The sequence below is a fragment of the Streptomyces sp. SLBN-8D4 genome, from assembly GCF_049739545.1.
Classification (GTDB): Bacteria; Actinomycetota; Actinomycetes; order Streptomycetales; family Streptomycetaceae; genus Streptomyces; species Streptomyces canus_C.
This window is the reverse complement of sequence record NZ_JBMGQC010000001.1, coordinates 522301-537370: the sequence shown is the minus strand read 5'-3', so window position 1 is coordinate 537370 and position 15070 is coordinate 522301. Positions and strand designations below refer to the sequence as shown.

Genomic DNA, 15070 nt, shown 5'->3' with positions numbered 1-15070 from the left:
ACGACCGGCGGAGGGGGTGTCAGGACGGGCGGATGCGACTTGAGAGACTGGCGGGTATGGACATCGCTAGCAGAAACCACGTGACCGTCACCGGCAACCCGCAGGGACCGACGGTGGTGCTCGCGCACGGCTTCGGCTGCGACCAGAACATGTGGCGCCTGACGGTGCCCGCCCTGGTCGACGACTACCGCGTCGTGCTGTTCGACTACGTGGGTTCGGGCCGCTCGGACGCGTCCGCGTTCTCGGAGGAGCGGTACGCCTCTCTGGACGGGTACGCCCGTGACGTGGCCGAGGTGTGCGAGGCGCTCGGACTGCGCGACGCGGTGTTCGTGGGGCACTCGGTCAGCGCGATGATCGGCGTACTGGCGGCCGGGCTGGCTCCGGAGCGGATCGGCGCGCTGGTGATGGTCGCTCCGTCCCCGCGGTACATCGACGACGAGGGGTACCGAGGCGGGTTCAGCGCCGAGGACATCGACGAACTGCTGGCGTCGCTGGAGGCGAACTACCTCGGCTGGTCTGCGGCCATGGCCCCGGTGATCATGGGCAACGCCGATCGGCCCGAGCTGGGCGACGAGCTCAGGAACAGCTTCTGCGCCACCGACCCGGACATGGCGCGTGTCTTCGCCCGGACCACGTTCCTGTCGGATTCCAGGGACGACCTCAAGGGCGTGAGCGTGCCGACGCTGGTGCTGGAATGCACCCAGGACGTGATCGCCCCCCGTGAGGTCGGAGCCTTCGTGCACCAGGCGATTCCCGGCTCGACCCTGGTCACGCTCGACGCCACCGGGCACTGCCCGCACCTGTCCGCGCCCGAGGCCACCAACCAGGCGATCGTCGACTTCCTCGCGGGCCTGTGATGATGTGCCGCGCCGACCAGCAGCCCGACCCGCAGGACGCCGACGCCGATGCCGACCGGACCGCGGACGCGGCGTTCGCCGCACTGCTGGAGGACAGTGCCGAGGACCTCTACGAGAACGCCCCCTGCGGTTATCTCTCCACGCTGATGGACGGCACCATCGCGAAGATCAACGGCACCCTGCTGGACTGGCTCGGTCTGGAGCGGGAGGCGGTGGTCGGCCGGAAGCGGTTCACCGACCTGCTGACCGTCGGCGGGAAGCTGTACCACGAGACCCATTTCGCCCCGCTGCTGCGCATGCAGAGCGAGATCAGCGGCATAGCGCTGGAGATGAAGCAGTCCGGCGGCGGCCGGATACCCGTGCTGGTCTCGTCGGCCGTCAAACACGGCACCACCGGGCAGCCCCTGCTGATCCGCACCACGGTCTTCGACGCCCGGGACCGCCGCGCCTACGAAGAGGAACTCCTGCGCCGCCGTGAAGCGGCCGAGGAAGCACGCAGGCAGGCGGAGGCCGACCGCGCCCGGTTGCAGGAGGCGCTCGCCGTGCTCCAGCAGTCGCTGCTCCCGGACACCCTCCCGCCGGTACCCGGCGTGCAGACGGCCACCCACTACCACACGGCCTCACCCGACCGGCTGGGCGGCGACTTCTACGACGTCTTCGCGCTCGACGGCAGACGCTTCGGCTTCTTCCTCGGCGACGTGTGCGGGAAGGGGCCCCAGGCCGCCGCACTCACCTCGCTGACCCGCTACACCCTGCGCGCCGCCGCCCTGCACGACCCCGACCCCGTCTCCGCCCTGACCACCCTCAACACGGTGCTCCACGAGCGCTACGCCGGCAGCGGCGACCCCCGTTACTGCACCGCGGTCTACGGCACCCTCGAACCCGACCCCGCGACCGGGCGGCTGGCCGTCCACCTCGCCGCGGGCGGCCACCCGCCGGCCATCGTGCTGCGCGCGGACGGCGCCGCCGACTTCCTGCCCACTCCCGGCGGCCTTCTCGTCGGCATCCTGCCCTCAGCGCCCTTCACCGACGCCACAACCGTGCTCGGCCCCGGCGACACGCTTCTTCTCTACACGGACGGCCTCACCGAAGCCCGCACCGGCCAGGACCGCGCGGGTCTCTACGGCGACGAGGCGTTGCTCGCCTTCGTCACCGCTCACGCCGGCAAGCCACCGCATGCCGTCGTCCAGGCCCTCACCGGGCTCCTGGACAGCTTCGGTGACGGTCTCGACGACGACACCGCCCTGCTCGCCATCGGTGTCCCCGCCTCCGACCCACGGACGAGAGACGAACGATGAGCCCGCTGAAGATCACTGCCCGAGATGCCGCGACCGGTCCCGTTCTGGAGCTCTCCGGCGAACTCGACTACGCCAACGTCGCCGAACTGCACAAAGTGCTCGACGGCCTGGCCCTCCGGCCGGGCCGGTGCCTGGTCCTGGACATGAGCGGGCTGGAATTCTGCGACTCCAGCGGCATCACGGCTCTGATCGCCGCGCGCAGCAACGCGCAGGCCGTCCCGGCGGACGTCGCCCTGGCGGCCGTACCGCCGAACATACTGAGAGTCCTGCGCATCGTCGGCCTGGACCAGATCTTCACCGTGCATCCGGACATCGAGAGCGCGACAAGTCCCTGAGCCGGGCTCCGGGTGCCCGGGAGGGAGCCGGGATTCGGCTCCCTCCCGGACGGTCAGGACAGGATCTCGATGTACCCGTCGGTGCCGTGCACGCGGATCCGCTGTCCGTCCCGGATCCGCCGGGTGGCCTGCTCCACGCCCACCACGGCCGGCAGACCGTACTCCCGGGCGATCACCGCACCGTGGGTCATCAGGCCGCCCACCTCCGTCACCAGACCCGCGACGGCGACGAACAGCGGCGACCAGCTGGGGTCCGTGAAGGTCGTGACCAGGATGTCGCCCGCTTCGAGATCGGCGTCCGCCATGTCGAGGATGACGCGGGCCCGTCCCTCGACGGTCCCGGTGGAGACCGGCAGGCCGACCAGGGCGCCGTCCGGTACGTCGTCGCGCCGGTACGCCCCCGTCAGAGCCTCGCCGTCCGAGGTGAGGACCCGGGGCGGGGTGAGCGCCTGGTACGAGCGGAACGCGCCCTTGCGCTGCCGGACGAGCCGGTCGTCGACTTGTTGCGAGCGCACGACGTCCTGGAACTCCTCGAGGGTGAGGTAGAAGACGTCCTCCTTGTCGGCGAGCACGCCCGCCTGCGCGAGGCGCTCGGCCTCCGCCATCAGGGCCTGCTTGTAGACGAAGTAGCGGCTGACGATGTCGTACTTCGGGTACTCCCGGTATCCGATGAAGGTGCGGACCCGGTCGATCATGCCCTTGGCCTCGTCGGCCTTGCGCTCTCCGTCCGGCAGGGCCCGCAGGCGGGACAGCACGTCCTGTTCCTTCTTCCGCGCCTGCTCGAGCCCCTGCTCGAAGCGCCGCCGGGCCGCGCCCGGTTCGAAGTTCCGGACGTTGTCGAGGATCACGGGAACGAGCGTGCCGGGGCGCTCGCTCCACCGCGGCCTGGTGATGTCGATCTCGCCGACGCAGCGCATGCCGTACCGGTCGAGGTAGGCCTCGATGGCGTCGCGTGCCTCGGTGCCGCCCGGGAGCTTCGCCAGCTCGTCGAGGAAGCCGTCGTCCTCGACGCCCTCCAGGAGCCCGATCACCTCCGGATGCGGGCGGATCACGTCGGCTACGTCGAGCAGCGCGAGTCCCATCTCCGAGGTGATGTTGCCGGGGGCGGACAGCGTGAGCGTGTCAGCCGCGTTCTTCTCGCCGAGCCACTCCCCCAGCTTGTCGTTGAGCCACCACGTGGCCTCCATGCCCGCCATGATGGCCTTGAAGTTCAGCGGATCGGTGAGGACTCGTTTGTGCTCCTCGAAGGCCGTCGGCAGGAAGTCGAACAACTCCGGCCCGGTCTTCGTCCGGACGTCGCGCCGCAGGGCGGCGAGGGAAGCCTGGCTGCGCTCGATCAGCCCGGTGACGACCGCCGGGTCGGTCTCGACCGGTTCGGAGGCCGCGCCCGCGCGCGGCCCGGCGGGAGGAGCGTCCGGGAGCGACGGGACGAAGTCCTCGCGGTCGAGGACGGTCTCCAGCGCGTCCCTGACCAACGGATCGCCCCTGCCCATGAGGTCCAGCAGGGCGGCCCGGCTCGCGGGCGAGGCCAGCCGCTGGGTGACGTCGACGAACAGCCTTCCGCCGGCCTCCTGCATCCGCGCCATGGCCGTGTGCTGCCACATGGACAGGCCCAGGGGCCTCATGGGGTCGGTCATCATCTGCTGATGTCCGACGGAGACGTAGACGTGGTTCTCCTGGTCGGCGCTCTCGGGGACGGGGAACAGCGTCGTGATCGGCCGGCTCTGCACGATGTGGAAGCCGTCGTCGACCAGGCACCATTCGATGTCCTGCGGGCGGCCGAAGTGCGCCTCGATCCGTCGCCCGAGCTCCACGAGCCGGACCGCCTGCGCATCCGTCAGCGCCGGCTGCTCCTGCCGCTGAGAGTCGATCGACACCTCCCGCGTGCCGCCGGCCGGCAGTGCGTGAATCTCACGCTGCTTGGCGGAGATCGTCCTGGCGACGACCTCACCGCGGCGCACCTTGAAGACGTCCGGGTTCACCAGCCCTGAGACCAGGGCCTCGCCGAGGCCGAAGCCGGCGTCCACGGTGGCGACCGTCCGGTCGCCAGAGACGGGGTCGGCCGTGAACAGGATGCCGGACGCGTGCGGGAAGACCATCTGCTGCACCACGACGGCCATACGGACCGTACGGTCGTCGATGCCGTGGCGCCGGCGGTAGGTCACGGCTCGTTCCGTGAACAGTGACGCCCAGCACCGGCTGACGTGCTGCAGGATCGCCTCCGTACCGACGACGTTCAGGTAGGTGTCCTGCTGGCCGGCGAACGAGGCCGTCGGCAGGTCCTCGGCCGTCGCGCTGGACCGGACGGCGTAAGCGGTCCGCTCGCCGGACCGGGCGAGCGCACGGGTGATCGCGCCCGCCAGATCGTCCGGGACGGCGATGCCCTCGACGGTCCGGCGGATCTCCGCGCTCAGCGTGCGGATCGCCTCCTGGTCGTCCGGGCTCACGCGCGACAGCCGGTCCAGCTGTGCGTCGAGCGACGGTGACTGCTCCACGACCCGCCGGTAGGCGTCCGTCGTCACGCAGAAGCCCGCCGGTACGCGGATGCCCCCGATCCGGGCCAGGCTCCCCAGGTGCGCCCCCTTGCCGCCGACGACGGCGATCTGACTCTCGTCGATCTCCCGCAGGTCCAGCACGTACTGCTCGGTCACGTTGTTCAACGACAACGTCGTTCCCCCATTTCCGCAGGTTGTGGCCTCGGCCGACGATTCTGCGCCCTGACCGGGGGCTTGCCGCAAGCCCCCCTCCGCGCTATAACTTGAAGAGAGGCAAGGAGAGTTCTCTCCTTGCCTTTTGCTTTTGCCGTCCTCCGGAGCCGCCGGGTGCTTGGTCGCCGCCTCATCGGGTACCGCGTTTGAATGAGGGTGGTATCTGTATGGCGAAGCGATTACTGAAAGCGATGGGTGTGTGACTCGTCTCAGTGGCTCGGGGGACGACCAGTCGAGCGGACCGGGTGACGACCCACTCTCCGTCGCGCTGGAGGTCGCCGACGCCGTGGACGGTCTCGCGAACCTGTGGTCGGTGGCCGCCCAGGGAGCGAGCCTGAGGCTGTCGCCGCACCAACTGAGAGCCCTGCGGATCCTGGAGTCGGAGCCGGGGCTCAACCTCACCACCCTGGCGGAGAACATGGAGATCGGGCCGCCGACCGCCAGCAGGCTGTGCGACCGGCTGGAAGCGGCCGGCCTGCTGGAGCGTCTGCTGCACCCGCACCGGCGGCGTGAGGTGCAGCTCGTTCTCACCGGGCGCGGCCGGCATGTGCTGGACGAGGTGGACGCGCGCAGGTCGCAGGCGCTCGCCGCGGTCCTCGCGGGCATGGCACCCGGCGAGCGGGCGGCGCTGAGCGGGGGGCTCCGGGCCTTTCTGACCGCTCTGAGCGACACCGGCAAGGAGACCGACGACCACGGTCGATGAGCGGACGGTCAGCCCTGGCGGCCGTTCCAGTCGAGGCAGACCACGGCGGCGTCGGACAGCAGTTCCTTGCTGCCGAAGTGCTCGATCAGCCCGGCGACGACCGCGCGTGCCGTCTCGTGCGGCGCCGTCGAACGAGTGGCGCCGAGGACCTGGCGCAGGACCCGCTCGCCGAAGAGATCGCCCGTCGCGGAGCGGGTGCCGTGGACACCGCTGCTGACCGCGATGAGCCGGTCGCCGGGTTCGACCTGGAAGGTCTGCTCCGTGTAGAGGGTCTCCTCGAACATGCCGAGCGGCAGCTGCGCCTCCAGCTCGATCCGCTCGGTACGGCCGCCGCGCTGCCGGAACAGTTGGGGGGAACCCGCGTCGACGGCCTGCACGAGGCCCGTGGCCAGCTCGAAGCGCAGCAGGAGGGTGGAGGCGTACGCCTTGCCCCCGTACTGGGCGTAGACGGCCTGGTCGGCGAGGCACGCCTGGTCGGCGAGGCCTATGTCGGCGCGGCGGGCGTTGCGCAGGGCGCCGGTCGTGAGGCCGGCGAGCAGGGAGGCGTCGATGCCCTGTCCCATTCCGTCGGTGATGGTGAGGAACAGGTGGTCGGCGCCGGTGGACCAGTCGAAGGTGTCGCCGCCGATGGAGTAGGCGGGTTCGAGGTGGGCGCCGATGACGTACTCCTCGCGGGCGCAGCCCCGGCCGGGCAGGAGCTGCCACTGCATCTCGGCGGCGAGGGTCAGCCGACGGGTGCGGCGGGCCTGGAGGTAGAGGTCGGTGTCGCGGCCGGCGGTGGTGACCTCGTGGCCGAGTGTCGTGGCGAAGTCGCCGAGCTGGAGCACGGTGTGCGGGTCGACGGCCCCTGCGGGCAGCTGGACGGACAGGACGCCGAGACGGTCGCCGCGCACGGTGATGGGCAGATGGGCCAGGTTGCCGGCCGGGTCGTGAAGGACCTCGAGCACCGGCTTCTGGGTGAGGAAGGCGCTGCCCGCGGGCCCTTCCTTGGCGGAGACCGGGGGGCCGGTGTGCGGCAGGTGCGTCACCGGCTGCAGGACGTCCAGGCCGTAGTCGGCGAGGAGGAGTGTCACCTCCTGGGCACCCACCCGGTCGGCGAGCAGACGGCGGGCGGTGGCGACCAGCGCGTGCGGCGCGGCCGCGCGGAGTTGGGTCTCCGCGGACGGCTGCGGTTCAGAGGCTTTCACGAAATCCACCCTCTCGCCTTGAGCTCTTCACGCTACCGCGAGCTGGCGAACTGTCAGGCGATTCGGTCATGGTGTGGCACAGCAGCAGGCAGACGTCGTCGTCCCGTTCGGAGTCGTACAGGAGGGGCTTGAGCAGGGCGTCGGCGGCCGCGTCCAGGTTCTGTTCCAGTTCCAGGGTGTTCAACGCCTCCAGGGCGCGGGCCAGACGCCCGATGCCGGGGTCGATGCCCTGCCCCCGGCGTTCGACGAGGCCGTCGGTGTAGAGCACCAGCGATGAGCCGGGGGACAGGTCGGCCCGGTGATCCTTGTACACGTAGGGCAGCGGGATGCCCAGCATCACGCCGGGCTTGGCGCCCAGGACCCGTACGGTGCCGTCGACGCCGCGCACGACGGCGGGCGGGTGGCCGGCCGAGGCCCACAGCACCTCCGGCTCGCCCGGCCGGAAGCGGGCGATCAGCGCGGTGGCGTACAGGTCCGGCTGGAGGTGGCCGAGCATGCGGTGCAGCCGCGTGAGGATCTCGCCGGGCGTGGCGTTCTCGACCGCGTAGGCGCGCAGGGCCGTGCGCAACTGGCCCATCACGACGGCGGCGTGCAGCCCGTGGCCGGTGACATCCCCTATGACGGCCAGCACGCTGCCGTCGGGCTGGAGGAAGGCGTCGTACCAGTCGCCGCCGATGTTCATGCCCCAGGTGGCGGGAAGGTAGCGCGCGGCCAGCAGCAGGCCCGGCGGAGTGGGCAGGTCGGTGAGCTGGGCGCGCTGCAGGGCTTCGGCGGTGTTGCGGGACTGCTGGTAGCGGTGGGCGTGGTCCAGGGCGACGCCGACGCGGCGGGCCAGCTCGACCAGCATCACGGAGGTGTCCTTGTCGAAGCGGGGGCCCGGCGCGGTGAGGGTGAGGACGCCCAGCAGGCGCTGTGCGACGAGGGGGATGGCCAGCAGCGGCCGCTCGGGGGACAGGGCGGAGGGCGGGAGGTCGTCGACGCCGGGAAGGGCGCCGGGGTGGGCGGCGGCGTGCTGGGGGCGGCCCGTGCGGGCGGCGGCCACGGCGGCCGCCGAGTGCTCGCGGACGCGGTGCGCGGGCTCGTCGTCGTGGTCCTCGTACTCCTCCTCGTCGAAGAGCCAGACGTCGAGGCGCTCCGCGTACTCCGGCACCAGCATGTCGGAGAGGCGGCGCAGGATGGCCGTATGGCTGAGGGAGGACGTGATGGCGGCGCTGGCGTCACCGAGAAAGGTCAGCAGGCGCCGGGCCCGTTCCGTCGCGGCGCGTGCGGTCCGCTCGGCTTCGAGGAGCTCGCGCTGGGCGCGGGCCGCGGTCTCCAGGTCGGCGTGCAGTGCCAGAACGCCCTGGTTGGTGTGGTGCAGTTCCTCCCGGTGCAGCCGGACCAGGTCTTCCTGCTCGTCGAGGAGGCTCAGCACCGCCGCGGTGTTCTCGTCCGCGGCCAGCAGGGCCTGCGACAGCGAGGTGGCGGCCCGGCCACTCTTCCGGGCGGGCCGGTGCGGCAGGGGGCAGGTGAGTGAGGACGTTTCGTCCCGCGGGTCCGGCTCGCGATCGCCGGCCGGGCTCAACGACGCCTCGAGACAGGCGGACTGCCCGATGGCGAACCGCCGGACGTGGAGCCGGAGTTCCCAGTCACCGCCGCGGCTGAGGCAGTGGCGCAGTCGTGCCGTCAGCGCCGTCAGGAAGCGGACCCGTTCCAGCGTCGGCGCCTCGCCGTCCGTGGCGATGCGGTCGACGGCGGCACGGGCCCGGGCGGCGTCGGCGACCGACGCGATCTTCCAGACGTCAGGGGGTGCGGTCATGCGGGTCCGTCCGAGGTTCAGGGGCCAGTACGGCCACACTGGCGTCGTCGCGCGGGGGCCGGGCGGCGCTGCCGGCGTCCCTGAGGACGACCGCGGCCACCACGGCGGGGTCGTGGGCGCCGAGCAGGGGGTCCACGGGGGGCACCCAGCGGCTCGGTAGTCCGTCGCTGTGCAGGACGAGGAGACTGTCTGTCGTCCACGTATTCTCGCGCAGGGGCACGGTGGCGGGGAAGTGGGCGCCGACGATGCCCGGATGGGAGATCAGGGGCTGCCACACGCCGCCGATGCGCAGCCTGGCGCCGATGTTGCCTACGCCGGCGAACGACAGCTGTTCGGTGTCCTCGTCGAGCTGGGCGACGCCGACGGCCGCGCCGCGCGTGGCCCGCAGTGCGGTGTGCAGCCGCCGCAGGATCTCGGCCGGCGGCAGCTCGGCGCACCGGCGCAGTTCTCCGACGGCGGCCGTGGACGCGTCGGCTGCCTTGTCCCCGTGGCCGAGCCCGTCCACCAGCATCAGCGTGACGCGTGGACCGGAGCGCACCCAGGTGAAGGCGTCTCCCGAGTGCTCGGCATGGGCGAGGGAGGTGGTGATGCCCCCGGCCCGGGTGCCGGTACCCGGACGCCCCTCCCGTGGGTGCGGTCCGGCCGGCGCTCTCGCCGGGGTGATGCGTGCCACCGCGACGGTGCCCTGACCCGGTCTGCTGTGCAGGTCGAACTCGCCGGCGATGCGCCGGCAGGTGCCCAGGCCCGCACCGAGGGAGGAGGAGGCGGTCGTGTGACCGTCCCGCATCGCCGCGGGGACGTTGTCGATTCCCGGTCCGTGGTCGATCGAGGTGATCTGCACACAGGGCACGTCCTCGGCGAACGTGTCGGAGCGGGCGGCCAGGTTGACGAGGACACGGCCGCCCCCGGCGTGCTTGACGAGGTTGGTGCCCAACTCCGTGGCCACCAGCGCCGCGACGGCTGTGGCATGTGCGTCCAGCCCCGCCCGGGCGCAGGCGGCCTCGGCGGCGACCCGTACGTCCCGTACGCGGGTGCTGTCCTGGACCGGGATGTCCCACACCCTGCTCAAGGCGCACCTGTGCGGGGCGCGGGCAGTCCGGAGACCCAGTCGGTGACGGTGACGGTGGTGCCCTGGCCGGGGCGGGTGTCGAGAGCGAACTCCCTGACGAGCCGCTTGGCTCCGCTCAGCCCCATGCCCAGGCCGTTTCCGGTGGTGTAACCGTCGGTCATGGCGAGTTCGACGTCCCGGATGCCGGGGCCCGCGTCGACGAAGGACAGCCGCAGTCCGTGGTGGGCGCCTTCCGTCAGCACCGTCATCTCCATGTGTCCGCCGCCGCCGTGGACCAGGGCGTTGCGCGCCAGTTCGCTGGCCGCGGTCACCAACTTCGTCTGCTGGACCAGGTTGAAGCCGAGTTCGGCAGCGACCTGGCGCACCTGTTGGCGCACCCAGGCCAGGTCGGCGTCCGAGCCGATGGGCAGGCGCGTGGTCGAGGCGCTGGGGGCATGCATCACGCACCCTCTTCCAGGTGTGCGGTCGGAGCAGCCGAGGGTGCGCGGCCCAGCAAGGACAGGGCCCTCTCGACGTTCAGTGCCGTCCCCAGGCCGGGCAGGGTGAGCCCCATCTCGACGAGGGTGATGGCCACGGCCGGACGCATGCCGGCCAGGACGGTCCGCGCGGCCAGCAGGCGCGAGCTCGCGGCGATCTCGGCCAGGACGCGGCCGAGGAAGGAGTCGACGATCTCCACGCCGGAGATGTCGATCACGACACCGTTCACCAGCGTGGCGCTGGAGGCGATCCGCTGGGAGATGTCCTGCTGGAGCTGTTCGGCCGCGGCGTCGTGCAGCTCGCCCTGCAGGGTGACCAGCAGGACGTCTCCCAGCGCCAGTACCGGCACCGGACCCGGGCCGGAGTGCGTGGCGACGAAGCCGGTCACCGCGGGCTCGCTCCCGCCGCCGGGCGCGGGGAGACGACGATGCCCTGCTGGGTGAGCGCGTACGCCAACGCGTCGGCGAGACCGGCCCGCGTGATGATCGATCCGAGATCGATGCCGAGGTGGACGATGGTCTGCGCGATGGCGGGACGGATGCCGGAGACGATGCACTCCGCGCCCATCAGCCGGGCCGCGGCGACCGTCTTCATCAGATGCTGGGCCACGAGCGAGTCCACCGTCGGCACACCGGTGATGTCGAGGATCGCGTACGCGGCCCGCTGGTCCACGATGGCCTCCAGCAGGCTCTCCATCACGACCTGGCTGCGGGCGCTGTCCAGCGTCCCTATCAGAGGTACGGCGACCACGCCGTCCCACAGCTTGATGACCGGCGTGGCCACCTCCAGCAGCTGTTGACGCTGGCGGGCGATGAGTTCCTCGCCCGCGCTCACCGTCGTCTCCATGATCACCAGGCGGAGCGTGGCCGTCAGGACCGCCAGCGCCTGCGCGTACGCGTTCGCCCGAACGGCGTCGGCGTCCTGGAACTCGGTCCGCAGCAGCGCGGTCACCGGCTCGCGCAGATCCGCGACCTCGCCGGCGATCTGCACGGGCGTGTACCCGGCCCGGGCCCGGGCCGCGGCCATCCGGCCGAGCTGGTCCCGCACGGTGCCGAAGCCCGGGGCGTCGACATCCTCCAGCCGTCCGGAGCGGGCCACGTCGGCGAGGGCGTCCACGACGGACTTGCCCGCCTCGACCGCCTCGTCCCGGGAGACGGTGAAGACGGTGCGGAACAGGGCGGCGTCCGCCCAGCGCTGGGCGATCTGCTCACGGCGCCGCTCCAGGAAGGCGCCCAGCTCCTTCGCTGTGTCGGGGGCCGTGTCGTGCTCCGCCACCTGCATCGTCTCCCTGTCTGTGAGGCCTTCGGCTCGCCGAGCGGTCAGGCCATGTGGCAATTATTGCCGCATGGCAAACGTTAACGTGTGCGGGTACGGCGGACAACATGCCCTCCCCGCCGCCGGGCAGGCGCGCGATCAGGCCGACGGTGTCCTGCCGTGCCAGTCCAGACATACGATCAGTGCGTCGTCGTCCGGCATCGCCTCCCCGCGGTGCCCGGTCAGCTCCCGCAGGATGGCGCGCGGCACCTCCGCGGCGGGCAGCAGGCGCGTGGAGTGGATGGCCCGGGCGAGATCCGCCTCCCCGTACGCTTCGCCCCTGGGCGAGGCCACGGCATGGACTCCGTCACTGACGAAGATGAGCCGGTCGCCGGGCTCGGCCTGGAAGTCCTGCGCGATGTAGTCGGTCTCCTCGAACATCCCCAGCGGAAGCTGGGCGTCGAAGTCGACACGTTCCACGGTGCCGCCGCGCAGCCGCAGCAGCTGGGGAGAGCCGGCGTCCACGACGCTCGCCCGGCCGGTGGCCAGATCGAAGTCGAACATCAGGACGGACAAGTAGCGGTGCCCACGGTAGTGGGCGTAGACGGCCTGGTCGGCCAGGGCCGCCTGGTCGGCGAGGGACAGCCCGGCGCGCCGTGCGTTGCGCAGCGCGTTGATGGCCAGGTTCGTCAGCAGCGACGCCTCTATGCCCTCGCCCATGCCGTTGGTGACGTACAGCATCAGGTGGTCGGCGGTCGCGGACCAGTCGAAGTTGTCGCCGAAGATCGCGTAGGCCGGCTCCAGCTGGGCCCCCAGCTCGTACTCCGGGCGGGAGCAGGCGCGGCCGGGCAGCAGTTGCCACTGCATCTCGGCGGCCAGGGTCAGCCGGTCCTTGCGCCGTGCCTGGAGGTACAGGTCGGTGTCGCGTTCCGCCACGATCAGCTCGTGCCCCAGTACGCCGGCGACGTCGGCCAGTTCGGCCTCCCACCGTCGCGTGGTGTCGCCGTCGGGCAGGGTCACGGTCAGCACGCCGAGCCGGTCGCCGCGCACGCTGACCGGCAGGTGCAGACGGGGTCGCCCGTCGGGCCCCTCCTCCTGGTACGGCTTCTGCGAACCGAAGGCCCGGCCGGCCGGGCTGCTGTGCACCGGCACCGGCTCCAGCGTGTGCGGCAGCACCGACACCGGCTGGAGCACGCGCAGGCTGTAGTCGGCCATGAACAGCTCGACGTCCTCCGCGCCGTACTGCTCGATCAGTACGGCGCGGATGGCGTCGAGCAACTCGTGGGGGGCCGCTGTGCGCAGGGCGCGTTCAGCGGCCAGAAATCTCTTCATGAGGGAAAAACACCTGTCCTTCGCCGGACGACGTACGGGTCTCACTCACTGGGCCGCTCGGTGCGACCGTTCCGGTTCTGTGTGGTCAGCGGGCGCCTAGTACGCTGACAGGCATCCCAGTGCCTGCGAGAGTGTGATCGTGACTGCCTTCCGCCGCCGCTCAGAGCCTGATGAGGTCGCCCGCGTGACCACCACGGCCGTCGAGCTGCTGGAGGTCGTGTGGGGCCGGGCCTCGACCACGCCCACCTCCGCGTCGCAGCTTCGGGTGCTGCACGTCCTTGAGCACCACGACGGCATCAACCTGCGCACCCTCGCCGAGTCCCTGGCCTCGACTCCGCCGTCCACCAGTCGGCTGTGCGACCGGCTGGTGGCGGCCGGGTTCGTCGAGCGGGTCGTGTGCGAGGAGAACAGACGTGAGGTGCGGCTGCACCTCAGTGGCCGGGGCCGCGCGTTCCTCGTCGACCTGCGCGCCCGCAGGGAGAGGGAGCTGCGGACCGTGCTGGCGGACATGCCTGCCGCCAAGCGGGTCGCGCTGCTGGAAGGGCTGGAGGCCTTCTGTGCCACCGCGGCGGCGCAGACGCACGGCGACGCGGCGGGCTCCGGCAGTCGGACGGCCTGACGCGCCGATCGGATTGTCGGCGTCTTCGTCACCTCTCGACACGCGTGACCAGCACACGGAGTGGTCTCCGCCCACCGGAACATTCCAGATCCTTCCCCATACGTCCGACACGGTTACTGTGTTGCTTGCCGGCTTTTGTTGTCAAACGGCAACAGTGCGTCTGACGCCCTTACCTGAACTCGGTTACCCCGTCGCGCCGAGTTGTTCGGGGGGTGTGCCGTATGTCTCTCGATCGGGGGACGCTGCGCATGCGCGGAGTCATCCGGGGAAGAGGGAATGGATTTCCGCCTTGATTCCCGCTGTGATTTTTCCGCTGCTCAACCGAAGCGCAGGATGTCCTGGAGTCTCCCTCTCCGGCCACCGCCGGTTCGCTGTACTCGGTGAACGACTGCCCGTTCCAGGCGAGGAAGTCCGGCCCGGGGACGAGGGGCGGGGTGCTGCCCGGCGGGCCCCACTTCTGCGACCGGGCCACCGAGACCCAGGCCAGCCCGCCCGACGGGGAGGCGGCGAGCGAGCTGACCGAGCCGAAGTCGGCGGGCACGGTCACCCGGCTCCATGTCTGTCCGTCGAAGCGGACCAGCAGCGGGGGGATCGGCCTCCCCGGGGGACCGCCGCCGACGAACCCGGCCGTGCCGCCCGCCCACACCTCGGTCGGGGAGACCGCCAGCACACTGCCCACGGCGGACCGCGGGGAGCCGTCCACGATCGTCTGCTGCCACGCCTGCCCGTTCCAGTGGGAGACGGCCGCACCCGAGTCGGTGGCGCCCGCGGCCCAGACGCCGTCGGCGGCCCTGATGTGCAGGCCGTACACCGATCCGGGCGGCACGGGCACGTTCTGCCAGCGGTTCCCGTCCCGGCGCAGCAGTACCTGGGCGCCGTCCCGCGACCCGATCAGCCAGGTCTCACCGCCTCCGGCGACGACCTGGGTCAGCGCCGCACCGGACGGCGGCCGGCTCTCGGACCACGCGGTGCCGTCGAAGCGGAGCAGCCGGGTGCCGCCCGCCGCGTCGCGGCCCACCGCCCAGACCGCGGTGGGTGAGGTCGCGGCGACGGACAGCAGTTCACCCTGCCAGCCGACCCCGGGCAGGCTCTGGTCGTGCCACTCGGTTCCGTCCCAGCGCAGCACCAGTGGGAAGCCCGGCGCCTCGCGACCGACGGCGTCGGCGCCCACCGCCCACGCCCGGTCCGGGCCGAACGCCACGGCCTCGTTGAGCGCGGCCTGGGGGCGTACCCGGTCCGGACGGCATCCGGCCGATCGTGGCACTTGGGAACAGGGTGCGTCGGGCGGGCCGGCGGGTTGTGAGGTGAGCCGGCGGCACGAGATCGTTTGCCGCGTTGCTGCCGGTGCCGTCCCTGGAGGGCCTCCGTGACCGATCCTGCGCCCGCCCCGCCCCACTACGTCGTGGTGTTCACCGCCGTGCGGACACCCGGGT

The 15070-nt window shown here is 71.6% G+C and carries 14 protein-coding genes; 5 read left to right on the top strand and 9 right to left on the bottom strand.

Features of this window, described 5'->3' with window-relative positions; all coding sequences use genetic code 11:
- Positions 1-56 precede the first annotated feature (56 nt).
- The 3 genes from RKD20_RS02405 to RKD20_RS02395 are packed head-to-tail and all read left to right on the top strand — an operon-like array spanning position 57 to position 2490.
- A complete protein-coding gene (locus RKD20_RS02405; RefSeq protein WP_424876150.1) occupies positions 57-857 on the top strand; it encodes an alpha/beta fold hydrolase in 801 nt (266 codons plus the stop codon).
- A 2-nt stretch (positions 858-859) separates the two neighbouring features.
- On the top strand, positions 860-2155 hold the full coding sequence (locus RKD20_RS02400; RefSeq protein ID WP_424876149.1) for a PP2C family protein-serine/threonine phosphatase: 1296 nt from the start codon (positions 860-862) through the stop codon (positions 2153-2155).
- A complete protein-coding gene (locus RKD20_RS02395; protein ID WP_424876148.1) occupies positions 2152-2490 on the top strand; it encodes an STAS domain-containing protein in 339 nt (112 codons plus the stop codon). Before RKD20_RS02400 ends, RKD20_RS02395 begins: the two co-directional genes overlap by 4 nt.
- A gap of 53 nt (positions 2491-2543) precedes the next feature.
- Here the strand turns inward: RKD20_RS02395 and rph are convergent, their stop codons facing one another.
- Complete coding sequence (gene rph, locus RKD20_RS02390) at positions 2544-5141, bottom strand: rifamycin-inactivating phosphotransferase (RefSeq protein ID WP_424883124.1); 2598 nt, start codon at positions 5139-5141, stop codon at positions 2544-2546.
- Between the two features lie 256 nt (positions 5142-5397).
- Between rph and RKD20_RS02385 the strand changes: the two genes are divergently transcribed.
- The gene (locus RKD20_RS02385) at positions 5398-5901 is read left to right on the top strand and encodes a MarR family winged helix-turn-helix transcriptional regulator (protein WP_424876147.1); all 504 of its coding nucleotides are present in this window, start codon (positions 5398-5400) and stop codon (positions 5899-5901) included.
- A gap of 8 nt (positions 5902-5909) precedes the next feature.
- Here RKD20_RS02385 and RKD20_RS02380 read toward each other — a convergent pair whose 3' ends face one another.
- The 7 genes from RKD20_RS02380 to RKD20_RS02350 form a co-directional block, all read right to left on the bottom strand.
- Positions 5910-7097: a PP2C family protein-serine/threonine phosphatase gene (locus RKD20_RS02380; RefSeq protein ID WP_424876146.1), complete on the bottom strand. Its 1188-nt coding sequence runs from the start codon at positions 7095-7097 to the stop codon at positions 5910-5912.
- Positions 7075-8886, bottom strand: coding sequence for a PP2C family protein-serine/threonine phosphatase (locus tag RKD20_RS02375; RefSeq protein WP_424876145.1), 1812 nt, complete (start codon positions 8884-8886; stop codon positions 7075-7077). The genes RKD20_RS02380 and RKD20_RS02375 overlap by 23 nt, the downstream gene beginning before the upstream one ends.
- On the bottom strand, positions 8870-9955 hold the full coding sequence (locus RKD20_RS02370) for a SpoIIE family protein phosphatase (protein ID WP_424876144.1): 1086 nt from the start codon (positions 9953-9955) through the stop codon (positions 8870-8872). Before RKD20_RS02370 ends, RKD20_RS02375 begins: the two co-directional genes overlap by 17 nt.
- Positions 9952-10395 carry an anti-sigma regulatory factor gene (locus tag RKD20_RS02365; RefSeq protein WP_424876143.1) on the bottom strand — a complete coding sequence of 148 codons (444 nt, stop codon included), beginning with the start codon at positions 10393-10395 and terminating at the stop codon, positions 9952-9954. The genes RKD20_RS02370 and RKD20_RS02365 overlap by 4 nt, the downstream gene beginning before the upstream one ends.
- On the bottom strand, positions 10395-10820 hold the full coding sequence (locus RKD20_RS02360) for an STAS domain-containing protein (RefSeq protein WP_424876142.1): 426 nt from the start codon (positions 10818-10820) through the stop codon (positions 10395-10397). Before RKD20_RS02360 ends, RKD20_RS02365 begins: the two co-directional genes overlap by 1 nt.
- Positions 10817-11713 carry an STAS domain-containing protein gene (locus RKD20_RS02355; RefSeq protein WP_424876141.1) on the bottom strand — a complete coding sequence of 299 codons (897 nt, stop codon included), beginning with the start codon at positions 11711-11713 and terminating at the stop codon, positions 10817-10819. Before RKD20_RS02355 ends, RKD20_RS02360 begins: the two co-directional genes overlap by 4 nt.
- 132 nt (positions 11714-11845) lie before the next feature.
- Complete coding sequence (locus RKD20_RS02350; RefSeq protein WP_424876140.1) at positions 11846-13018, bottom strand: PP2C family protein-serine/threonine phosphatase; 1173 nt, start codon at positions 13016-13018, stop codon at positions 11846-11848.
- Between the two features lie 184 nt (positions 13019-13202).
- On the opposite strand from RKD20_RS02350, the gene RKD20_RS02345 reads away from it, so the two are divergent.
- Positions 13203-13637 (top strand): MarR family winged helix-turn-helix transcriptional regulator, encoded by a 435-nt coding sequence (locus tag RKD20_RS02345; protein ID WP_424876139.1) that lies wholly within the window; start codon positions 13203-13205, stop codon positions 13635-13637.
- A gap of 169 nt (positions 13638-13806) precedes the next feature.
- On the opposite strand, the gene RKD20_RS02340 is transcribed toward RKD20_RS02345, so the two are convergent.
- Complete coding sequence (locus RKD20_RS02340) at positions 13807-14901, bottom strand: hypothetical protein (RefSeq protein WP_424876138.1); 1095 nt, start codon at positions 14899-14901, stop codon at positions 13807-13809.
- Positions 14902-15070: the final 169 nt, after the last annotated feature.

Bases quoted from the DNA above. Each gene is read 5' to 3' on its own strand.
- RKD20_RS02395 (WP_424876148.1), top strand. From the start codon at position 2,152: ATGAGCCCGCTGAAGATCACTGCCCGAGATGCCGCGACCGGTCCCGTT.
- RKD20_RS02365 (WP_424876143.1), bottom strand. From the start codon at position 10,395: ATGCATGCCCCCAGCGCCTCGACCACGCGCCTGCCCATCGGCTCGGAC.
- RKD20_RS02405 (WP_424876150.1), top strand. From the start codon at position 57: ATGGACATCGCTAGCAGAAACCACGTGACCGTCACCGGCAACCCGCAG.
- RKD20_RS02375 (WP_424876145.1), bottom strand. From the start codon at position 8,886: ATGACCGCACCCCCTGACGTCTGGAAGATCGCGTCGGTCGCCGACGCC.
- RKD20_RS02355 (WP_424876141.1), bottom strand. From the start codon at position 11,713: ATGCAGGTGGCGGAGCACGACACGGCCCCCGACACAGCGAAGGAGCTG.
- RKD20_RS02400 (WP_424876149.1), top strand. From the start codon at position 860: ATGTGCCGCGCCGACCAGCAGCCCGACCCGCAGGACGCCGACGCCGAT.
- RKD20_RS02350 (WP_424876140.1), bottom strand. From the start codon at position 13,018: ATGAAGAGATTTCTGGCCGCTGAACGCGCCCTGCGCACAGCGGCCCCC.